General features: G+C 69.1%; 16 protein-coding genes. 2 read left to right on the forward strand and 14 right to left on the reverse strand.

The features are described from left to right. Window positions 1-648 precede the first annotated feature (648 nt). Window positions 649-1,839 (reverse strand): DUF4192 family protein, encoded by a 1,191-nt coding sequence (locus ACFQ91_RS10855; protein WP_198498989.1) that lies wholly within the window; start codon window positions 1,837-1,839, stop codon window positions 649-651. 163 nt (window positions 1,840-2,002) lie between these two features. On the opposite strand from ACFQ91_RS10855, the gene ACFQ91_RS10860 reads away from it, so the two are divergent. Next, entirely contained in the window at window positions 2,003-2,794 is a 792-nt protein-coding gene (locus ACFQ91_RS10860) for a spermidine synthase (RefSeq protein ID WP_198498990.1), read from the forward strand. A gap of 232 nt (window positions 2,795-3,026) precedes the next feature. Then, the gene (locus ACFQ91_RS10865) at window positions 3,027-5,237 is read left to right on the forward strand and encodes a UvrD-helicase domain-containing protein (RefSeq protein WP_198498991.1); all 2,211 of its coding nucleotides are present in this window, start codon (window positions 3,027-3,029) and stop codon (window positions 5,235-5,237) included. A 555-nt stretch (window positions 5,238-5,792) separates the two neighbouring features. Here the strand turns inward: ACFQ91_RS10865 and nrdR are convergent. From nrdR to ACFQ91_RS10930, 13 genes are all read right to left on the reverse strand, one after another. Then, a complete protein-coding gene (gene nrdR, locus ACFQ91_RS10870) occupies window positions 5,793-6,290 on the reverse strand; it encodes a transcriptional regulator NrdR (RefSeq protein ID WP_137826380.1) in 498 nt (165 codons plus the stop codon). A 1-nt stretch (window position 6,291) separates the two neighbouring features. Next, entirely contained in the window at window positions 6,292-7,596 is a 1,305-nt protein-coding gene (hisD, locus tag ACFQ91_RS10875) for a histidinol dehydrogenase (RefSeq protein WP_376872227.1), read from the reverse strand. A gap of 40 nt (window positions 7,597-7,636) precedes the next feature. Next, complete coding sequence (dnaE, locus tag ACFQ91_RS10880; protein ID WP_232623912.1) at window positions 7,637-11,146, reverse strand: DNA polymerase III subunit alpha; 3,510 nt, start codon at window positions 11,144-11,146, stop codon at window positions 7,637-7,639. A gap of 114 nt (window positions 11,147-11,260) precedes the next feature. Beyond that, window positions 11,261-12,184 (reverse strand): RluA family pseudouridine synthase, encoded by a 924-nt coding sequence (locus tag ACFQ91_RS10885; protein WP_198498994.1) that lies wholly within the window; start codon window positions 12,182-12,184, stop codon window positions 11,261-11,263. Beyond that, window positions 12,177-12,713 (reverse strand): signal peptidase II, encoded by a 537-nt coding sequence (locus ACFQ91_RS10890; protein ID WP_198498995.1) that lies wholly within the window; start codon window positions 12,711-12,713, stop codon window positions 12,177-12,179. Before ACFQ91_RS10890 ends, ACFQ91_RS10885 begins: the two co-directional genes overlap by 8 nt. Window positions 12,714-12,930: 217 nt before the next feature. Further along, complete coding sequence (locus ACFQ91_RS10895) at window positions 12,931-13,734, reverse strand: DivIVA domain-containing protein (RefSeq protein ID WP_198498996.1); 804 nt, start codon at window positions 13,732-13,734, stop codon at window positions 12,931-12,933. A 203-nt stretch (window positions 13,735-13,937) separates the two neighbouring features. After that, complete coding sequence (locus tag ACFQ91_RS10900; RefSeq protein ID WP_137826374.1) at window positions 13,938-14,237, reverse strand: YggT family protein; 300 nt, start codon at window positions 14,235-14,237, stop codon at window positions 13,938-13,940. 89 nt (window positions 14,238-14,326) lie between these two features. Next, window positions 14,327-14,845, reverse strand: coding sequence for a cell division protein SepF (locus ACFQ91_RS10905; RefSeq protein ID WP_198498997.1), 519 nt, complete (start codon window positions 14,843-14,845; stop codon window positions 14,327-14,329). Between the two features lie 116 nt (window positions 14,846-14,961). Beyond that, on the reverse strand, window positions 14,962-15,693 hold the full coding sequence (gene pgeF, locus ACFQ91_RS10910) for a peptidoglycan editing factor PgeF (protein ID WP_198498998.1): 732 nt from the start codon (window positions 15,691-15,693) through the stop codon (window positions 14,962-14,964). A gap of 3 nt (window positions 15,694-15,696) precedes the next feature. After that, window positions 15,697-16,887, reverse strand: coding sequence for a cell division protein FtsZ (gene ftsZ, locus ACFQ91_RS10915; protein ID WP_198498999.1), 1,191 nt, complete (start codon window positions 16,885-16,887; stop codon window positions 15,697-15,699). 165 nt (window positions 16,888-17,052) lie between these two features. Then, window positions 17,053-17,799 (reverse strand): cell division protein FtsQ/DivIB, encoded by a 747-nt coding sequence (locus ACFQ91_RS10920; protein WP_198499000.1) that lies wholly within the window; start codon window positions 17,797-17,799, stop codon window positions 17,053-17,055. A gap of 5 nt (window positions 17,800-17,804) precedes the next feature. Continuing rightward, window positions 17,805-19,205 carry a UDP-N-acetylmuramate--L-alanine ligase gene (gene murC / locus ACFQ91_RS10925; protein ID WP_198499001.1) on the reverse strand — a complete coding sequence of 467 codons (1,401 nt, stop codon included), beginning with the start codon at window positions 19,203-19,205 and terminating at the stop codon, window positions 17,805-17,807. A gap of 2 nt (window positions 19,206-19,207) precedes the next feature. Next, the gene (locus tag ACFQ91_RS10930; protein WP_198499002.1) at window positions 19,208-20,311 is read right to left on the reverse strand and encodes a glycosyltransferase; all 1,104 of its coding nucleotides are present in this window, start codon (window positions 20,309-20,311) and stop codon (window positions 19,208-19,210) included. Window position 20,312: the final 1 nt, after the last annotated feature.

The raw sequence follows: 20,312 nt of genomic DNA on the forward strand, positions 1-20,312 counted from the left end.
TTATTCCCCGCTTGGCGAATCGGCGGGAAGCCGCGTCCACGCACCGAAACGCCCTGTCCGGACACGGTCAACGCCGGCACCGTTGCAGAGATTCCCGCCGTCCCCCGCCCACCTCGGCGGCCCTCCCCGGACGTCCTCTTGCCTCCCCCGCCCCGCGCACCTCGGCGCATGAAAAACTACCCCCAGCCGCACAAGCACCGTTCCACTCGCCGAGAGGCACCCGCAGCTGCACTCCCTACGCCTGCACGGGTAGGAAGTGACGCTCAGGGTAGTGATCGAGCCAGCGCCCACCTCGGCGCGCATGAACAACTCGCAGCCACCTCGGCGCATGAAAAACTACCGGCAGTCGCACACACACCGTTCCGCTCGCCGAGAGGCACCCGCAGCTGCACTCCCCACGCCTGCACGGGTAGGACGAGAAGCTGCGGGTAGCGGTCGACCCAGCACCCACCTCGGCGCGCATGAACAACTCGCAGCCACCTCGGCGTCGTAAAAACTACCCGCAGTCGCACAAGCACCGTTCCGCTCACCGAGAGGCACCCGCAGCTGCACTCCCTACGCCGGCACGGGTAGGACGAGACGCTGCGGGTAGTGGTCGACCCAGCACCCACCTCGGCGCGCACACACCACCTGGACGCGACCAGGGACTCAGAACGGCGCCCGCGTCATCAGCCACCGTGGCAGGTAGCCGTGGCCGACGGCGGAGACGAGGAGCTCGGCGAGCGAATTGCGCTCATCGACGGCGAGCGCGGCGAGTCCGTACTGCTCGGCCATCGTCGAGCCGCCCAGCGACCATTCGAACCAGGCGATGACCGCGTACGCCGTCGACAGAGTCCGCGGGCTGCTCCACGGCACATAGCTTCTGAGGAAGGCGATCGCGAGCAGGACGTCGTACGGCGTGGGCGCGCGGTCGGAGAGTCCGATCATCTGATCGGCCGCGGCCCGCGACTTCCCCGCCCGGCGCGCCCACTGCACGAGCTCACCGGATTGAGCCCGGCACACCCGACGCGGCAGGAAATCGGGATGGTCGAAGCCGAGGATCATCTCGAGTGCGTCACGCGACCACTTCTCGGCAAGGATCCGGTCGAGGGCGCGGACCACCCGCGGTGTCATCAGCGCGGTGAGCTCCTCGCGATCGAAGGCCTCCGTGCGTCCGCGCTGGGCGAGGAGACCAGGGTAGACCTCGCCGAGGATGTCGAACGCCTGCGTCATCGTCGTCGGTTCGCTCGGCTCATCGGTGAAGAACGCCGCTCTCTTAGCCGCGTCGGCCGGCAGGACGATGAGGTCGCTCGGACCCTCCGCGGGCGCCGACCCCGTCGAGACGAGTTCAGTGGCGCACGCCGAGGACTGCGCTGCGGCGAGATCGGTGCCGGGATCATCGCGGTCGTCGATACGGCCGAAGCGCCCGTCGGAGACCCACCACGCGCTCAGGGTGTCGATGCCGGCGCGGCCGAGGGCGCGAGCCATCTCGTCGGTGGCGGCCCGGATGAGGCTGCGGCGCATCTCCGAATACTCGGCATCGCCGCGGGTGACGAGGTCGTCGGGGCCGACGAAGACGTACTCCTCGTCGGGCGCGTACTCGTCGTCGTAGAGGACGAGGAACACCCCCGAGGGCCGGCAGGCGCGGCACACGAGCTCGCACAGCCACTCCCCTCCCTCCGCCGCTGTCGCCGCCGCCCGCTCGAGGTCGAAGTCGACGCGCAGGGTCGTCGCGCACGACTGCGCCCCGTGTCCGTCGGTGACGACGAGGATCGCGACGAGACTGTGCGCGGGCGTGTAGCCCAGGGTGTGGGGAACGATTCCGATGATGTCCTCTGCGGTCTTCGCTGGCGTGTCCATGCCGCCAGTCGACTCCACCTCGGCCCCCGCGCGCCAGACCTCGCGCAGCCCCTGTGGACGGGACCAATCCGTCCACAGGACGATGGCGCGCAAGTCACGTGCGCTCTCCCCACGCATCCGCGCACGAATTGCCCTGAGATGAGAACTGACATAGAAGTGAGTGGTGGCGAAGAGACGGATATTCACAGCACCCAGCGCGCAAGTCGTCGAGATCTCGACGGGCACCGCCCGGCTGGAGAAGGTCGCCGGAGAACCCGACAGCTATGTGCTCCATGTCAACGACGTGCCCTCGTCGTCGATCACCCTGAGCGATCCCGCCCGCCTCGACTTCGAATACCTCGACTGGATGGCGCGGATCATCGAGGCGACTCTGCCGGCCGGCACCGTGCGCGCCATCCACATCGGCGCCGCCGGCTGTGCGCTGGCGAGGGCGCTCGACGCCCGCCGGCCCGGATCGCGGCAGACGGCCATCGACATCGACCCGCTGCTCATCGACTACGTGCGCACGTGGTTCGACCTCCCGCGCTCTCCGGCCCTGGCGCTGCGTGCCGGGGACGGCGCCGAGGAGATCGCCGGCTTCCGCGACGACACCGCCGACGCCATCGTCCGGGATGCCTTCTCCCACGACTCCGTGCCCACCGCACTCCAGACGGCCGAGTTCTACGCCGAGTGCGCCCGCGTGCTCAAACCCGGCGGGCTCTTCCTCGCCAATGTCCCCGATTCCGGCGACCACCGGGTGCTGCGCGACGAGCTCGACGCCGCCGCCTCGGCGTTCCCGCACCTCGCCGCGGCCTCGGAGTCCGGTGTGCTCAAGGGACGCCGGCGCGGCAACGTCGTCGTCGCCGCCTCGGCGCGGCCGCTGCCCGACGCCGCCCTCGATCGGGTTCTGCGCACGGCACCGACGATGGCTGCCTGGCTGACCGGGGAGACGCTTGCGGCCCGGCTCGGCCGCTGACCGCACCTCGACGGACCGAGACCCTGCCAGACCGGCGACCTGACTGACCGACGACCCGACAGACCGATCTCCCGGAGAGTCGGACACCGTGGTGGGCCCCGCCCGTGGCGTGTCGGAGCGTGTCGGCTGGTGACGCGCGCGACCGGTTCGATCGGCACCGTCCGTGTGACGGGCCCGACTACTCCCGTCCGGGAAAGTTCGGCATAATTGATTGCCGACCCAAGAAGGTGAGATGACCGAGACTTCAGAAATCGCCGTCGAACAGGCCAAGCTCGACGAACTCTATGCCCGACTCGACGAACTGCGGGACGAGACCAGTGCCCGACTGGGAACCGTCAGGATCTCCGAGGTCGGCGGCAACCATCAGCACCGCAGCGAACGCGACGCCTTCGCGACCCTCTACGAGGATCAGCTCATCCGCCTCAACAGCGCCGAGGAGGGGCTGTGCTTCGGTCGACTCGACTTCAAGGACGACGTCGAACCGAGCTACATCGGCCGCATCGGACTCACCGATGCCGACCGCAAGCAGATCCTCATCGACTGGCGCGCCCCCGCCTCGGAGCCCTTCTACCAGTCGACCGCGGCGAACCCCGAGGGCGTCGTCCGCCGGCGCCACCTCGTGACGAAGAACCGGAAGGTCACCGATGTCGAGGACGATGTGCTCGACCTCGACGCCCTCGATGACACCCAGCGCTCGGCCCTGCAGGGCGAGGGGGCGCTCATCGCGGCGCTGACGAGCCACCGCACCGGCCGGATGGGCGACATCGTCGCCACGATCCAGGCCGAACAGGACGCGATCATCCGGCAGCCGCTGCAGGGCGTCCTCGTCGTCCAGGGCGGACCCGGCACCGGCAAGACCGCGGTCGCCCTCCACCGCGCAGCGTACCTTCTCTACCGGCATCGGGAGCGGATCGCGAAGTCCGGCGTCCTCCTCGTCGGCCCCTCCCCCGTGTTCCTCAAGTACATCGAGAAGGTGCTGCCCAGCCTCGGCGAGACCGGTGCCCTCCTGCTCACGCCCGGCCAGCTCTACCCGGGTCTCGACACGGAGATCTCCGATGATCCGCGGGTCGCCGAGATCAAGGGCCGGTCGGTCATGGCGACGGTGCTCGCCAACCACATCGCGAACTACGAGCGCGTGCCCGAGGAGGACGAACGGCTGCGCGTCGGCGCCCACACGGTGCTCCTGCGTCGCAAGGACGTGCGCTCGGCGAGAGATCGGGCGCGGCGCAGCGGAGACGCCCACAATGCCGCGCGCACCGGGTTCGTCGCCGGGCTGCTCAAAACGCTCGCCGAGGATCTCGCCGGGCAGATGGGCCTCGACGGCGCCGGTGAGCGTCTGCCCGAACTCCTCGACGAGCTGCGCTCGAGCGTCGACGTCCGGCGCGCCCTCAACCTCGCGTGGTTCCCCATCAGCCCCGCCGATGCGCTGCGCGCCCTCCTGTCGAAGCCGCACAAGCTCCACGCCGCGGCGGATCGCGTGCTCCCTGCCGCCGAGCAGGAGCTGCTCATCCGTCCCGCGAACGCGCCGCTGACGATCGAGGATGCGCCGCTGCTCGACGAACTCGCCGAACTGCTCGGATCGACGCCCCAGCAGACCGCCGCCCGTGACGAATCGGCCAGAGAGTACGCCGAGGCGGTCGTCGACATGACCGAGACCTCGGCGATCGTCAGCGCTGAGACGCTCGCGGCCCGGTGGGAGGAGGCGGGACCGGCGACGACGCTGGCCGAGCGTGCCATCGAGGACCGCGAATGGACGTACGGCCACCTCGTCGTCGACGAGGCGCAGGAGCTCTCCCCCATGCAGTGGCGAGTGCTCTTCCGGCGGGTGCCCTCGAAGTCGGCGACGCTCGTCGGCGACCTCGCGCAGTCCTCGCACAGCGACAGCGCCCGGACGTGGGAGTCGATCCTCTCGGAGTTCGTCGGCGACCGGTTCTCCCTCGAGGTGCTCACGGTCTCCTACCGCACGCCGCAGGCCGTCATGGACCTGGCCAACCGCTACCTCCACCGGCATTTCCCGCAGCTCGAGCTCGTCGAGTCGGTGCGGCAGGGCGGTCCCCCGCCGACCCTCGAGGTCTTCGCCGATTCCGCGGCGGTCATCGCCGCGCTGCCGGCCGCCGCGGCGGCTGAGGTCGACGCGGTCAGCGGCGGCAAGATCGCCGTGATCGCCCCGGAGGAGCTCATCGATCCCGTCACCGAGGCGCTCACGGGCTTCGACATCGGACGCTCGGTGCTCGGTCTCGACCATCAGATCGCCGTCATCACGCCGCAGCAGGCGAAGGGACTCGAGTTCGACTCCGTCCTCATCGTCGAACCCGGGCTCATCGCCCCGGTCGGCGGGGATGACGGGGTCGGCGCGCTCTATGTCGCGCTCACCCGCACGACGGATCGCCTCGGCGTCCTCGCCTCGGCTCCCACGGAGCTCTCGGACCTCGGCATCGGCTGAGCGGCTCGTTCAACAGTTGGCGTGAATATGCGCTCTTCGAAGACGACATCTTCACGCCAACTGTTGAATGAGAGACGGTCGAGTCGGCGAACCGGTGGATTTCACGCGAACTGTTGAACGACAGTGCAGGCGCAGGAGGCTTCGGGAGCGGACCTCCGGTGCGCCGTGCACAAGCTGCCGTGCACGGTCGTCGTGAGCGGTTGGGGAGGGCGGATTCCGCCCTCCTGCACGGACCCGACGAGGCGAGCTTTCGGCGACTGTCCCCGGGAACGTCGAAGGCCGCTTGACGGTTCGGCTTCCCCTCCGAACCGCAAGCGGCCGCGCACCGAAGCGCGCACTCATAATGGTACACAACTATTGCCGTGATCGACGACTTTCGGACAAGTTTTCGCGAGAAGATTTCCGCAACCTCGGCTGACCCGAGGACGAAGGCTGCTCGCCCACCAGTCGACGAGGTATCCGAGTCCGCAGGTCGCCCGGTCCGGGCCTCTCCAGACGTCGACGTCGAGCGATCCCAGCGGCCTCAGACCTCGCTGGCCCTCGGCCCCACCGCCCTCAGGCCTCGAAGTCCTCGGGCGTCGCCTCGCGGGAGTCCCCGGAGCGCAGCGCGGCATCGGCGCGCAGCGAGTCGATCGCGGCCTCGAAGTCCTCGAGCGAATCGAAGCCCTGGTAGACGCTCGCGAAGCGCAGGTAGGCGACCTGATCGAGTTCGCGCAGCGGCTCGAGGATCGACAGGCCCACCTCGTCGGCGTCGATCTCGGCGATGCCCTTCGACCGGATGTCCTCTTCGACCTTCTGCGCGAGCTTCGCGAGATCGTCGTCGCCGACGGGTCGGCCCTGACAGGCCTTGCGGACTCCGGACATGATCTTCTGGCGGGAGAACTCCTCGGTCACTCCCGAGCGCTTGATGACGGAGAGGCTCGTCGCCTCCATCGTCGTGAATCGGCGCCCGCAGTGGCGGCACTGCCGCCGGCGGCGGATCGCCGCCCCGTCCTCGCTCGTTCTCGAATCGACGACCCGTGAATCGGACTCACGGCAGAATGGGCAGCGCATGTCACTCCTCGAAGCGGATGCTCACGGCACGTCCGTGGGCGGGAAGCTGTTCGACCGTCGCGAGGGCGACGATGTGCTCGGCGACGTCGCCGAGAGCCGGCCGACCGTAGTCGATGACCTGGCTGACCTTGAGGAACGAGTGCACGCCGAGTCCCGATCCGTGGGCGGCGGTGCCCATCGTCGGCAGCACGTGGTTCGAGCCGGCCGCGTAGTCGCCGAGGGCGACGGGCGCATAGGGTCCGACGAAGACGGCTCCCCCGTTGACGATGCGCTCGGCCACCGCGGCGTCGTCGGCGGTGTGGATCTCGACGTGTTCACCGGCGTAAGCGTTGACCACGGTGACGGCGGCGTCGAGGTCGTCGACGAGGACGAGGGCCGACTGCTCACCGGCCAGTGCGGTGCGGATGCGCTCGACGTGCGCGGCTTCGGGCACCTGACGGTCGAGTTCGGCGGCCACGGCCTCGAGCAGCTCGGGTGAGTCCGTGACGAGCACCGAGGCGGCGAGTTCGTCGTGTTCGGCCTGGCTGATGAGGTCGGCGGCGACGAACGCCGGGTTCGCCGTGGCATCGGCGAGGATGATGATCTCCGTGGGACCGGCGACCGCGTCGATGCCGACGTGCGAGCGCACAAGGGACTTCGCGGCGGCGACATAGGCGTTGCCGGGTCCGGTGATGAGGTCGACCGGCTCGCACACCTCGGCGTCGTCGAAGCCGTACGCCAGGGCTCCGATGGCCTGGGCGCCGCCCATCGCCCACACCTCGTCGACGCCGAGGATGTGCGCGGTGGCGAGGACGACCGGATGGGGCAGCCCCGACTCCTGCGGGGGGCTCGCGATCGCCAGCGACTGGGCACCCGCGACCTGCGCGGGCACGACGTTCATGATCACCGTCGACGGGTAGACGGCGAGTCCGCCGGGCACGTAGAGCCCGACGCGCTCGATCGGCAGGCTCCGGGTCGTCACGACGGCGCCGGGGGCGAGTTCCGTGACGACGTCGGCGGGACGCTGATCCTCGGCGACCTTGCGGGTGCGGGCGATCGTCTCGACGAGCGCGGCCCGCACCTGCGGATCGAGCTCGGCGGCGGCCCGGGCGAGCTCGGCGGCGGGCACGCGCAGAGTATCGGGACGGACCCCGTCGAAGCGCTCCGTGAGGTCCTTCACCGTCGACGATCCTCCGCGGGCCACCTCGCCGAGGAGGTCGGAGACCCGGCGTTCGACGTCGGCATGCGTGGCTGCCGCCCGCGGCAGCCGCTGCCGGAGGAATCGTCTGCTCAGGGTCTCATCGCGGAAGTCGAGAATGTTCACCAGACCATTCTAGTCCCGGCGCACGTGTCCCCCCGGACCCGCCTCAGGCGCTCAGGCAGCGCGACCCCAGCAGGGCCTTGAGATCACCGTAGAGGCTCGGGTTGGGGTCGACGCGGATCGACCGGTCGAGCCGCATCACGGTGTGCTTGCCCGGCTGGGTGAGCACGAGATGGACGTCGGTCTGGCCCTTGTTCGCCTCGAGGATGCGACGCAGCTTCTCCGCCATCTCCTCGGTGGCCTTCTCCATCGGCATGATGAGGTTGAGCGGACGATCCCCCGGGTCGGTGATGTCGGGAATCGTCATCGACATCGCCATGAGCGAGGTCGGCCGGTCATCGGACTGGCGGATCCGCCCGGTCAGGGAGATGACGAGGTCGGTTGCGAGCAGGCTCGCCACGGGTTCGTACGTGTCGCCGAAGAACATGACCTCGACCTCGGCGTCGAGGTCCTCGAGCGTGACGATCGCGTACGGCTTGCCCGAGTTCTTCGACACCTTGCGGGTGACCTGCGTGATCATCCCGCAGACCTTGATCTGCGAACCGTCGGGGCGATGCGATTCGGGGTCGACCACCTCGGCGATCGAGGCATCCGACTCCGCGGCGAGCACCCCTTCGAGACCGTTGAGGGGATGGTCGGAGACGTAGAGGCCGATCATGTCGCGTTCGAACGCGAGCTTCTCCTTCTTCTCCCATTCGGGGCGATCGGGGATCGCCACGGAGAAGCTCGGACCGTCGTCGCCGCCGTCGAGGCCGGCGAAGAGATCGAACTCGCCGATCGCCTCCTTGCGCTTGACGCCGATGACGGAGTCGACGGCCTCCTCATGGATCTCGACGAGGGAGCGGCGGGTGTGTCCGAGGGAGTCGAAGCCGCCGGCCTTGATGAGCGATTCGATCGTGCGCTTGTTGCACACGTGGCTCGGCACCTTGTCGAGGAAGTCCGTGAACGAGGTGTACGCGCCCTTCTCCTCGCGGGCCGCGACGATCCCGTCGACGACGTTGGCCCCGACGTTGCGCACCGCACCCATGCCGAAGCGGATGTCCTCCCCGACCGGGGTGAAGTGGAGCGCGGAGTCGTTGACGTCGGGCGGCAGCACGGTGATGCCGAGCCGGCGGCACTCGTTGAGGTAGATCGCGAGCTTGTCCTTGTTGTCGCCCACCGAGGTGAGCAGGGCGGCCATGTACTCGGCCGTGTAGTGGGCCTTGAGGTAGGCCGTCCAGTAGGAGACGACGCCGTACGCGGCCGAGTGCGCCTTGTTGAAGGCGTAGTCGGAGAACGGCAGGAGGATGTCCCACAGCGCCTGCGCTGCGGCCTCGGAGTAGCCGCGCTCCTTCATGCCGCCGAAGAAGCCGACCTGCTGCTTGTCGAGCTCGGACTTCTTCTTCTTGCCCATCGCGCGACGGAGGATGTCGGCCTGACCGAGCGAGTACCCGGCGACCTTCTGCGCGATCGCCATCACCTGCTCCTGGTAGATGATGAGACCGAAGGTCGTGTCGAGGATCTCCCTGAGCGGCTCGGCGAGCTCCGGGTGGATCGGCGTGACCTCCTGGAGGCCGTTCTTGCGCAGCGCGTAGTTCGTGTGCGAGTCCGCGCCCATCGGGCCGGGACGGTAGAGGGCCAGGGTCGCCGAGATGTCCTCGAAGTTGTCCGGCTTCATCATCCGCAGGAGGGCGCGCAGGCCGCCGCCGTCGAGCTGGAACACGCCGAGGGTGTCACCGCGGGTGAGCAGCTCGTACGCGCCGCGGTCGTCGAGTTCGAGGTGTTCGAGGTCGAGTTCGAAGTCCCGGTTGGCCCGGATGTTCTCGACCGCGTCGGAGATGATCGTCAGGTTGCGCAGCCCGAGGAAGTCCATCTTGATGAGCCCGAGGCCCTCGGACGTCGGATAGTCGAACTGGGTGATGACCTGCCCGTCCTGGAACCGGCGCATGATCGGGATGACGTCGATGATCGGGTCCGAGGACATGATGACGCCGGCGGCATGGACGCCCCACTGCCGCTTCAGGCCCTCGAGGCCCTTCGCGGTTTCGAAGGTCTCGCGAGCGTCGGCTTCGGAGTCGACGAGCGCCCGGAACTCTCCGGCCTCCTTGAACCGCTTCGCGTCCGGGTTCTCGATGTCGGCGAGCGGGATGTCCTTGGCCATCTCCGCCGGCGGCAGCGCCTTCGTCAGCCGCTCGCCGAGGGAGAACGGCTTGCCGAGCACGCGGGCGGAGTCCTTGAGCGCCTGCTTCGTCTTGATCGTGCCGTAGGTGACGATCATCGCCACGCGCTCGTCACCGTATTTGCGGGTGACGTATTCGATGACCTCGCCGCGGCGGCGATCATCGAAGTCGACGTCGAAGTCGGGCATCGAGACGCGGTCGGGGTTGAGGAAGCGCTCGAAGTAGAGGCCGTGCTGAAGCGGGTCGAGGTCGGTGATGCGCATCGCGTACGCGACCATCGACCCGGCGCCGGAGCCGCGGCCGGGTCCGACGCGGATGCCGTTGTCCTTCGACCAGTTGATGAAGTCGGCGACGACGAGGAAGTAGCCGGGGAAGCCCATCGAGATGATGATGTCGAGCTCGTAGTCCGCCTGCTTGCGGACGTCGTCGGGGATCCCGTTCGGGTACCGGTACTCGAGCCCCTTCTGCACCTCTTTGACCAGCCACGACGTCTCGTCCTCCCCGGCCGGGGTGGGGAACTTCGGCATGTAGTTCGCCGAGGTGTCGAAGGAGACCTCGCACATCTCCGCGATCGCGAGCGTGTTGTCGCACGCCTCGGGCATCTCCTTGAAGAGCTCCCGCATCTCCGCCGGCGTCTTGAGGTAGTAGCCGGATCCGGAGAAGGCGAAGCGCGAGCCGCCCTGATCGTAGGTCGGCTCGATGAGCTTCGACCCCGACTGGATCGCGAGCAGGGCCTCATGGGCCTTCGCATCGGATTCGTGGGTGTAGTGGAGGTCGTTCGTGGCGACGAGCGGGATGTCCATCTCCTTGGCCAGCCGCAGCAGGTCCTGCGTCACCCGCCTCTCGATCGAGAGACCGTGGTCCATGAGCTCGCAGAAGTAGTTCTCGGCCCCGAAGATCTCCCGATACTTCCCGGCCGCGGCCTTCGCCTCCTCGTACTGGCCCAGTCGCAGCCGGGTCTGGATCTCCCCGGACGGGCAGCCGGTCGTGGCGATGAGTCCCTCGGAGTAGGTCTCGAGGAGGTCCTGGTCGAGGCGCGGCCACTTCGCCGTCACCGAATCGAGAGAGGCCACCGAGGAGGCCTTGAAGAGGTTGCGCATGCCCGTGTTGTTCTTCGACAGCAGGGTCATGTGCGTGTAGAGGCCGCCGCCGGAGAGGTCATCGCTCTTCTGCGACTCCTCGGTCCGCCACTTCACGCGGGTCTTGTCGTCGCGGGCGGTGCCGGGGGTGACGTAGGCCTCGACGCCGATGATCGGCTTGATGTCGGCCTTCGTCGCCTGCGACCAGAAGTCGAAGGCACCGAAGAGGTACCCGTGGTCGGTCGTCGCGATCGCCGACATGCCCGACGCCTTCGTCGCGGCCATGAGGTCGCCGAGGCGGGCCGCCCCGTCGAGCATGGAGTATTCGGTGTGGACGTGAAGATGGACGAAATCGTCGTTCGGCACGCTCTGCCTTCCCTTGCGGATCCCTTGCCAATGACCTGCGATGCCCACTCAGCTTAGACCATGGGCTCAGCCCTCCCGGATCCGGTCGAGGGCCTGCTGGAGGTCGTCGGGATACTCGCTTTCGAACTCGACCCACTCCCCCGTCTCCGGGTGGTGGAAACCGAGTCGCAGCGCGTGCAGCCACTGTCGGGTCAGCCCCAGCTCCTTCGCGAGGACGGGGTCCGCGCCATAGGGCAGGTCCCCGGCGCACGGGCGTCCCAGGGCAGAGAAGTGCACGCGGATCTGGTGGGTGCGGCCGGTCTCGAGGTGGATCTCGAGGAGGGCGGCGCGGCGGTGCGCTTCGATGACCTCGTAGTGGGTGATCGCGTGCTTGCCCTCGCTGTGGACGGCGTAGAGGCCGTCGTGGCGGGGGTGGCGGGCGATGGGGGCGTCGATCGTGCCGACGACGGGGTCGGGCAGGCCCTGGACGAGGGCGTGGTAGGTCTTCTCGACCGTGCGCTCCTTGAACGCCCGCTTGAGCACGCTGTAGGCGTATTCGCTCTTCGCGACGACCATGAGCCCCGAGGTGCCGACGTCGAGACGCTGGACGATGCCCTGCCGCTCGGGCGCCCCCGAGGTCGCGATCCGGTAGCCGGCCGCGGCGAGACCGCCGACGACGGTCGGTCCGGTCCAGCCGATGGCCGGGTGCGCGGCGACCCCGACGGGCTTGTCGACGACGACGAACGAATCGTCGTCGTAGACGATGCGCATGCCGGGCACGGGGTCGGCGACGACCTCGAGCGGACGTTTGGGTTCGGGCAGCATGACGTCGATGCGGGCACCGGCGACGACACGATCGGATTTGCCGACGACGCGGCCGTCGAGCTGGACTCCCCCGTCGGCGCAGATGTCCGCGGCGGCGGTGCGGGAGAGGCCGAGCAGCTTCGACAGCGCCGCATCGACGCGCTGGCCCTCGAGCCCCTCGGGAACGAGGATCGAGCGTTCAGTCATGGGAATCCTCCTTCTCCGCGGTGGCGGCCACTCGGTGCGAACCGTCGAGTTCGATGCCGCGCAGGCTGGCGATGATGAGCGTCACCGCGGCGGCGGAGATCGCGACGTCGGCGAAGTTGCAGATGAAGAGCGAGAGGTCGATGAAGTCGACGACGGCACCGTTGGGGAACCCCGGCTGCCGGAAGAGCCGATCGACGAGGTTGCCGAAGAGGCCGCCGAGCAGCAGGCCGAGTCCGATCGCCCACCCCCGCGAGCCGAGCTTGCGGGAGAGGACGAGGATGGCGATGAAGACGGCGACGGCGATGAGCGGGAAGACCCACGTCATGTTCGCGCCGAGGCCGAGGGCGGCCCCGGGGTTGCGGTAGAAGGCGAATCCGGCGAGGTCCCCGATGACGGGGATCGAGGGCCGGCCTTCGAGGAAGGCGATCGCGAGCTGCTTCGTCAGCTGGTCGAACGCGAGGATCGCTGCGGCGATGCCGAACAGTGTCCAGAGCAGCTTCGGTCGACGCCGTACCGGGTCTTCATTCATTCGGATCATTCTAGCCGACCGCGACTGCGGCGATTCCCATTCCACGCGCAAGAACGGCGCACGATCAGGGCGTCAACCGCACGTGGCCGTGCCCTCGGCAAGTAGCGTGACCGGGCGCGTGACCGGGGGCGTCGGCGACGGCCTCCGGGCCGCCGACGACGACGGGGCCGGAGGACTCGAATGAGTCCTCCGGCCCCGTGGGACGCGGCGCGTCAGATCAGAGCTTGTTGCTCGAGGATCCGAACGAGTTGCCGTCGAGGGTCTCGGGGGCGAGGCTCGTCGAGTTCTCGAGGTCGCGGAGCTGATCGTTGAGGTAGCTCTTCAGGCGCGTGCGGTACTGGCGCTCGAAGTTCGAGAGCTGGTCGATCGAGCGCTCGAGCTGCGACTTCTGCGTCTCGAGGCTCGACAGGGTCTCGTCGCGCTTGGCCTCGGCCTTGCCGACGATGTCCTGAGCTTCCTTCTCGGCACCCTTGATGAGCTCGGCGCGCTTGCGCTCGCCTTCGGCGACGTGCTCGTCGTGGACGCGCTGGGCCAGCGCGATGAGTCCGTGCGAGTCGTTCTCGCCGGCCGAAGCCGCGGCAGCGCCGGCTCCGGCAGCGGGAACGGCAGCCGAGACGGCGGGAGCCGAGTCGTTCTGCTTCGGAGCGGGAGCCGCTTCCTTGACGACGGGAGCCTTGGGCTCCTCGGCGGCAGGGGCGGACGGGGCAGCGGGGGCCTGCTCGGCCTTCGGTGCAGGAGCGTCCTTCGAGGTGTCCGGCGCCGGCACGGCGGCGGGCATCGCCTGGGTGGCGTCGATGTCCTGGGCGGGGGCGGCCTTCGCGGCGCCACCGGATTCGAGCTCCTTGACCCGCTGTTCGGCAGCGGAGAGCTTCTGACGCAGTTCGTCGTTCTCCTGGTAGAGGCGTCGAAGTTCGACGACGACCTCGTCGAGGAAGTCATCGACCTCATCCTGGTCGTATCCGTCGCGGAACTTCACATGCTGGAACCGCTTGTTTACTACGTCTTCAGGCGTGAGCGCCATGAGGTCACCTTTGGTCGATCTGCATTCATTTCACTGCCGTCCGCACGGGACGGCTTCAACGTCACAATAGCGTAACACCAGAGCATTTGTCGTGCAGAAATGCTCCGCCACGCCGGGTCGAAGCGGAAATTCCGCGAGGCGTCCTCGCAGATCACGTCGCTGACCGACGGAGCGGCTGACCGTGACGGCCGGCCCCGGGAGTCTCAGACGGAGCTCTGCGAGAGGCTGAAGAGGACCGAGGCGAGGATCTGGATGCCGATGAGGAGGACGATGAAACCGAGATCGAGCGAGATCTGGCCCAGGCGCAGCGGCGGAATGACCTTCCGCAGGAGCTTGAGCGGCGGATCGGTGAGCGTGTAGACGATCTCGGCGAGCACGAGGAAGAAGCCCTTGGGCCTCCACTCGCGGGAGAACACCTGGACGAGGTCGAGCACGACCCGAGCCAGGAGCACGTACACATAGAGGCTGAGCGCCGTGCCGAGGATGTAGAAGATGATGGCCACGTGGGATCCTCGCGTCTTTCGTCGTTGCTGATCTGACTGCAGGCCCCAGCCTATACGCTCCAGCTGAGGAACCGCTCAGACCGGATCCGTCAGCTCTGGTTGAAGAAGCTCGCCTGCGAGTCTCCGTCGGCTTCGCTCTCACCGCTGACTTCGATGTTCTCCGGCGTGAGGAGGAACACCTTGTTCGTCACGCGCTCGATCGATCCGTGGAGTCCGAAGATCAGACCCGCGGAGAAGTCGACGAGGCGCTTCGAGTTGTTCTCGTCCATCTCGGAGAGGTTCATGATCACGGGCGTGCCGTCGCGGAACGCGGCGCCGATGACCATGGCGTCGTTGTAGCTGCGGGGATGGATGGTCTTGATGCGATTCATGGAGCTCCCTGGCGCCGGAGTGTCGACTGGACGAATCGGAGTCGGGTGAATGGGGGTCACCTGTGCCGGCGGCCGCTCCTCCCGGGCGACGGGCTCCTGCTCGGGCTGTTCGAAGGTCTCGATGACCTCGCGTCCGCGGCGCTCCTCACGACGGTCGTCCCGGGTCTGGCGCTCGACGGTCTCGTCGTCCTCTTCGACGAATCCCAGGTACTCGAGTGTTTTCTTGATTGCTGACATTCTCAACGCTCCTCGGCCTTCAGCGGTTCCACATCTGCGGCAAAACTATCGCACCGGAGGGCACGCGTCCCGGTGCCCCGCCGGTGTGTCGCCGGGAAATCTCCCCGACTTCCGGCTCACTGGAGCCAGATGACTCCCGCGAACCGACCGGTGCGCTGCTGGCGGCGGTAGGAGTAGAGGTCCTCGGATTCCTTCGTGCACGTCCGGGAGAAGTGGTCGATGACCGCTCCCTCCCGGCGCAGCTGCTCGGCGACCGCGCCGGCGACGTCGAGGGCGGGAGTCCCCGACACCGACACCGAGGCGGCCACGGGTTCGACGGCGGCCACCGCGTCGCGCAGCTCGGCGGGGACCTCGTAACAGCGCGGGCAGACCGAGGGCCCGATGATCGCATGGATGGTCTCGGCCCCGAGGGCGCGCATCCGCGCGAGCGTCTCCGGGACGACGCCGGCGGCCATGCCGGGGCGCCCGGCGTGGACGGCACCGATGACCCCTGCGTCGGTGTCGGCGAGGAGCACAGGTGTGCAGTCGGCGACCATGATGACGAGCCCGATTCCCGGCTGGGCGGTGACCTGGGCGTCCGCCTCGGCGCCGGCGCGGGCGTCGGCGAGTTCGGCGACCTCGTGGACGGCGGTGCCGTGGACCTGGGAGACGAAGCTCAGGCGCTCGGCGCTGAGGCCGAGCACCTGGGCGAGCGCCGACCGGTTGGCGGCGACGAGCTCCTCGCCGTCACCGACGTGCCGGGCGAGGTTGAAGGAGGAGAAGTCCCCGCTCGAATATCCGCCGTGCCGGTCGGTGAAGGCGACGTGAGCCGTCTGCCGACCGGGCACGACGAACCTCGAGTGCAGCATGGCTTACTTGAGGAAGTCGGGGATGTCGAGGTCGTTGTCGAGGCTCGAGGTGCTCCGCTCGTTCGGCAGCGACGTGGGGATCTGGTGCTCCTCACGACGCGGCTCGGGAGCGGCGGCGGGCTCGGGCTCGGTGACCTCGACGCTCTCGGATTCCGATTCGATGACCGGCGAGGACGACGCGGCACCGCCGGAGACGGCACCGACCCCGGCGGGCACGGCCTCGACGACGTTGCCGTCCTGGCCGGGCACGGTGTTGTCGAAGCCGGCGGCGATGACGGTGACACGGCACTCGTCGCCGATGTTGTCGTCGATGACGGCGCCGAAGATGATGTTCGCCTCGGGATGGGCGGCCTCCTGGACGAGGCGCGCAGCCTCGTTGACCTCGAAGAGGCCGAGGTCGGCGCCGCCCTGGATGCAGAAGAGCACACCGTGGGCGCCGTCGATGCTCGCTTCGAGCAGCGGCGAGGCGATCGCGGACTCCGCGGCCTGCACGGCGCGGTCGTCGCCGGTCGCGGCGCCGATGCCCATGAGCGCGGTGCCCGCGTCCTGCATGACGGACTTGACGTCGGCGAAGTCGAGGTTGATGAGTCCCGGCACGGAGATGAGGTCCGTGATGCCCTGGACACCGGAGCGCAGGACCTCGTCGGCGGAGCGGAAGGCCTCGACGACGGAGACGCTGCGGTCGGAGATCGAGAGCAGGCGGTCGTTGGGGATGACGATGAGGGTGTCGACCTCTTCGCGCAGCGCGGCGATGCCGGCTTCGGCCTGTGCCGAGCGGCGGCGGCCCTCGAACGTGAAGGGGCGGGTGACGACGCCGATCGTCAGGGCGCCGAGCGAGCGGGCGACCCGGGCGACGACGGGTGCCGCACCGGTTCCGGTGCCGCCGCCCTCACCGGCGGTGACGAAGACCATGTCCGCGCCCTCGAGGGCGTCGCGGATCGCGTCCTCACTCGATTCGGCGGCCTTGCGGCCGATCTCCGGGTCCGCGCCGGCGCCGAGCCCGCGGGTCTGGTCGCGGCCGATCTCGAGCTTGACGTCGGCATCGGAGAGGACGAGGGCCTGCGCATCGGTGTTGATCGCGATGAATTCCACGCCCCGCAGGCCGACGTCGATCATCCTCTGGACAGCGTTGACACCGCCGCCGCCTGTGCCGGCGACTTTGATATCCGCTCCGGATTGTGGGAATTCAGCCAAGTCGGTTCCTCTTCTCACGCGCATCGTCCACGCGGTCTCAAGCGTGCATTGTTCGACGTCTCTCATCCTTCAGGCTAGTGGCCCAAGGCGATGACACTGCAACCATTCTCCCCGGAGTGTCGGAGTTCGGCCAGTTTCCTCCCCGGTGTGTCGGAGCCAATCGGGTCAGTCGGTGACGGGCACCGAGGGCACGGAGACGTCGATCTCGGTGCGGCCCTCGGCGGCGAGCTGGAGCGCGGTGCGCATCTTCAGGCTCGCGTCCTCGCTGTCGCCGAAGACGACGGAGGCCTCGGTGTCTCCGGTGTCGATCGTCCCGGACAGCCCCTGCTCCCTGTCGGCCCGCACCGTCGTCAGGCTACCGCGCAGGTCAGCGCCGAGGGTCGACATGAAGCGAATGACCGCGCTCACGGTCTCCTCGTCGGGGGCATCGGCTTCGAGGACGGTGAGACCCTCAGGGGCCGTGTCGACGGACCCGAGGTCGACCGCCTCGGCGTCGTAGAGGACGAAGCCGCCGGCCGAGGAGATCGCGACGACCGGGGTCCGGTCGGTGATCGTGATCCGCAGGCTCCGCGGTCCCGCGTAGTGGACGGAGGCGTCCTCGGCGCGGGGGAACTGCGTCTCGACCTCGGTCTCGATCGTGCCCGGGCGCAGCTGCGGCAGCGGCGTGCCGCCGTGTTCGGTCAGGACGAAGTCCGAAACCTGCGCACCGGTGACGAGCTCGGTGTCCTCGACCTCAACGGTCGACAACGCGAGGACGGGCGAGAACCAGGCCACGGCCGCCAGCGCGAGCACCGCGACGACGATGCCGATCGCGGTCAGCCGTTTGGCCCACACCTTCCGGCGGCGGGCGCGGATGATCCCGGTGAGGTCGGCCGTCGAGTCGTCGCCGACTCGTGGGGGTGCGAGCGGCACGGGTCTCACTTCTCCAGGGCGGCGAGGATCTCGGGGCCGAGGATCGTCACATCGCCGGCGCCGACGGTGAGCACGAGGTCGCCGGGGCGCACCCGCTCGGCGACGAAGGGCACGGCGTCGGCGAAGGATTCGAGGAACGTGACATGCGAGTGGGGGACGCGTTCGGCGATGAGGTTGCCGGTCACCCCGGGCACCGGGTCCTCCCGGGCCGGGAAGACGTCGAGGACGACGACCTCGTCGGCGAGTCCGAGGGCCTCCCCGAACTCGGCCTTGAACTCCGCGGTGCGCGAGTAGAGATGGGGCTGAAACACCGCCCACACGCGTCCCTCGTCGGTGACGACCCCGCGGGCGGCGGTGAGCACCGCGCGCAGCTCGGTCGGGTGGTGGGCGTAGTCGTCGATGACCCGGACGCCGGCCGCGATCCCCCGCTCCTCGAAGCGGCGGCGGGTGCCGCCGTAGCCGGCGAGTCCGGCGGCGGCCTTCTCGACGTCGGCGCCGAGCGCGTGGGCGACGGCGACCGCGGCGGTCGCGTTGCGGGCGTTGTGGGCGCCGGGCTGGCGCAGGGTGATCGGCAGCGGAGTCCCCCGACCGGCGATGACGAGCCCGAACTCCGAGCCGAGGCCCGAGACGAGGTCGACGATGCGGATGTCGGCGTCGTCCGCGGTGCCGTAGAGGACGACGGCGGTGCCCTGCCGGCGGGCCTCCTCGGCGACGTCCCGGGAGCCGGGGTCGTCGGCGCAGGCGATGACGGTGCCGCCGCGGGCGCCGATGCCGGCGGTGAAGTCGACGAAGGCCTGCCGGACGTTCTCCGCGGTGCCGTAGTGGTCGAGGTGGTCGGCTTCGACGTTGGTGAGGATCCCGATCGCCGGTTCGTAGAGGAGGAACGAGCCGTCCGATTCGTCCGCCTCGGCGACGAAGACGTCACCGGTGCCGAGGTGGGCGTTCGTGCCCGTCGTCGAGAGCACCCCGCCGATGACGAACGAGGGGTCGAGCCCGCAGGCCTGGAGCGCAACGGTCGTCATCGACGTCGTCGTCGTCTTCCCGTGGGTGCCGGCCACGGCCACGGCGGTCCGCCCGGCCATGAGGGAGGCCAGTGCCCCGGAGCGGTGGAGGATCCGCAGGCCCCGCTGGCGGGCGGCGACGAGTTCGGGGTTGTCGGCCCGGATCGCCGAGGACACGACGAGGGTGTCGGCATCGCCGAGATGGTCGGCATCGTGGCCGATGTCGACGCGGGCGCCGAGGGCGCGGAGGATGTCGACGACGGCGGACTCCTTGGCGTCGGAGCCGGAGACCGCGACGCCGTTCATCGCCATGATCCGGGCGATCCCGGACATGCCCGACCCGCCGATGCCGATGAAGTGGACGGCTCCCAGTTCGGTGACGGGGACGATCTCGGTCTGGCTCATGGTCATCCTCTCAGGGCGGCGGTCGTGATGTCGGCCATCGTGGCCGCGGCGTCGGTGGGGTAATGGAGGCCTCTGGCGGCGCGGCTCATCTGCGTAAGGCGCGCCTCATCGGCGATGAGCGGAAGGACGACGTCGGTGACCGTCGCCGCCGTGAAGTCGGCGTTGTCGACGATCTGCGAACCGCCGGCGGCCGCGCTCGAGGCGGCGTTGAGCCGCTGTTCGCCGTTGCCGATCGGCAGCGGGACGTAGATCGCCGGGACCCCGACGACGGTCGTCTCGGCGACCGTGGCGGCCCCGGACCGGGCGACGAGGAGGTCGGCGGCCGCGTAGACCTTCTCCATGCCGTCGACGTAGTCGACGACGTGGTAGTCGGGCAGCTCGGCCGTGGCCTGCCGCAGGGCCTCGCCCTTGCCGGCGCCGGTGATGTGGAGGACCTGGATGCCGGCGGCCTGGCATGCCGCGGCCGCCTCCTCGAATGCCTCGTTGATCCGCTGGGCCCCCGAGGAGCCGCCGGTGACGACGAGGACGGGCAGGTCGGGCCGCAGGCCGAGCGCCGACCGGGCGGCGGCGCGGACGCCGGGGTCGCTGCGATCGAGGGTGGAGATCTGCGCGGGCATCGGCATCCCGACGAGTGCCGAGTTCCTCAGCGTCGTGTCGGGGAACGTCACCCCGACCCGTCCGGGCTTCGTCAGCATCGCGCCGAGGCGGTTCGCCATTCCCGGCTTCGCGTTCGCCTCGTGGATGATGATGGGCACCTTCGCCTGCTTCGCGGCGAGGTAGGCCGGCGGGCACACGTAGCCGCCGACGCCGACGACGGCGTCGACACCGCGCTCGGCGATGATCCGGCGCACGGCGGCGATGTTGTCGGCGAACGACTTCGGGAAGCGCAGGAGACCGGGGGTGAGCCGCCGCGGCATCGGCACCTTGTCGATCGTCAGCAGCTCGAACCCGGCGGCGGGCACGATCGAGGTCTCGAGTCCGTCGGCGGTGCCGAGGGCGAACACGTCGGCGCCGTCGAGGCGCTGCCGCAGTTCCTCGCCGATGGCCAGCATCGGCGAGATGTGGCCGGTGGTGCCGCCACCGGCCAGCAGGATGCTCGTCGTCATC

It is taken from the genome of Brevibacterium sp. NPDC056726 (genome assembly GCF_042790515.1).
In the GTDB taxonomy this organism is placed as follows: domain Bacteria; phylum Actinomycetota; class Actinomycetes; order Actinomycetales; family Brevibacteriaceae; genus Brevibacterium; species Brevibacterium sanguinis.

Excerpts from the sequence above, each read along its gene's own strand:
- ACFQ91_RS10930 (WP_198499002.1), bottom strand. The coding sequence starts at position 20,311 with ATGACGACGAGCATCCTGCTGGCCGGTGGCGGCACCACCGGCCACATC.
- ACFQ91_RS10890 (WP_198498995.1), bottom strand. The coding sequence starts at position 12,713 with ATGAATGAAGACCCGGTACGGCGTCGACCGAAGCTGCTCTGGACACTG.
- ACFQ91_RS10855 (WP_198498989.1), bottom strand. The coding sequence starts at position 1,839 with ATGGACACGCCAGCGAAGACCGCAGAGGACATCATCGGAATCGTTCCC.
- ACFQ91_RS10905 (WP_198498997.1), bottom strand. The coding sequence starts at position 14,845 with ATGTCAGCAATCAAGAAAACACTCGAGTACCTGGGATTCGTCGAAGAG.
- nrdR (WP_137826380.1), bottom strand. The coding sequence starts at position 6,290 with ATGCGCTGCCCATTCTGCCGTGAGTCCGATTCACGGGTCGTCGATTCG.
- murC (WP_198499001.1), bottom strand. The coding sequence starts at position 19,205 with ATGAGCCAGACCGAGATCGTCCCCGTCACCGAACTGGGAGCCGTCCAC.
- pgeF (WP_198498998.1), bottom strand. The coding sequence starts at position 15,693 with ATGCTGCACTCGAGGTTCGTCGTGCCCGGTCGGCAGACGGCTCACGTC.
- ACFQ91_RS10865 (WP_198498991.1), top strand. The coding sequence starts at position 3,027 with ATGACCGAGACTTCAGAAATCGCCGTCGAACAGGCCAAGCTCGACGAA.
- ACFQ91_RS10895 (WP_198498996.1), bottom strand. The coding sequence starts at position 13,734 with ATGGCGCTCACGCCTGAAGACGTAGTAAACAAGCGGTTCCAGCATGTG.
- ACFQ91_RS10885 (WP_198498994.1), bottom strand. The coding sequence starts at position 12,184 with ATGACTGAACGCTCGATCCTCGTTCCCGAGGGGCTCGAGGGCCAGCGC.
- dnaE (WP_232623912.1), bottom strand. The coding sequence starts at position 11,146 with ATGCTCGACGGGGCGGCCCGCCTCGGCGACCTCATGGCCGCGACGAAG.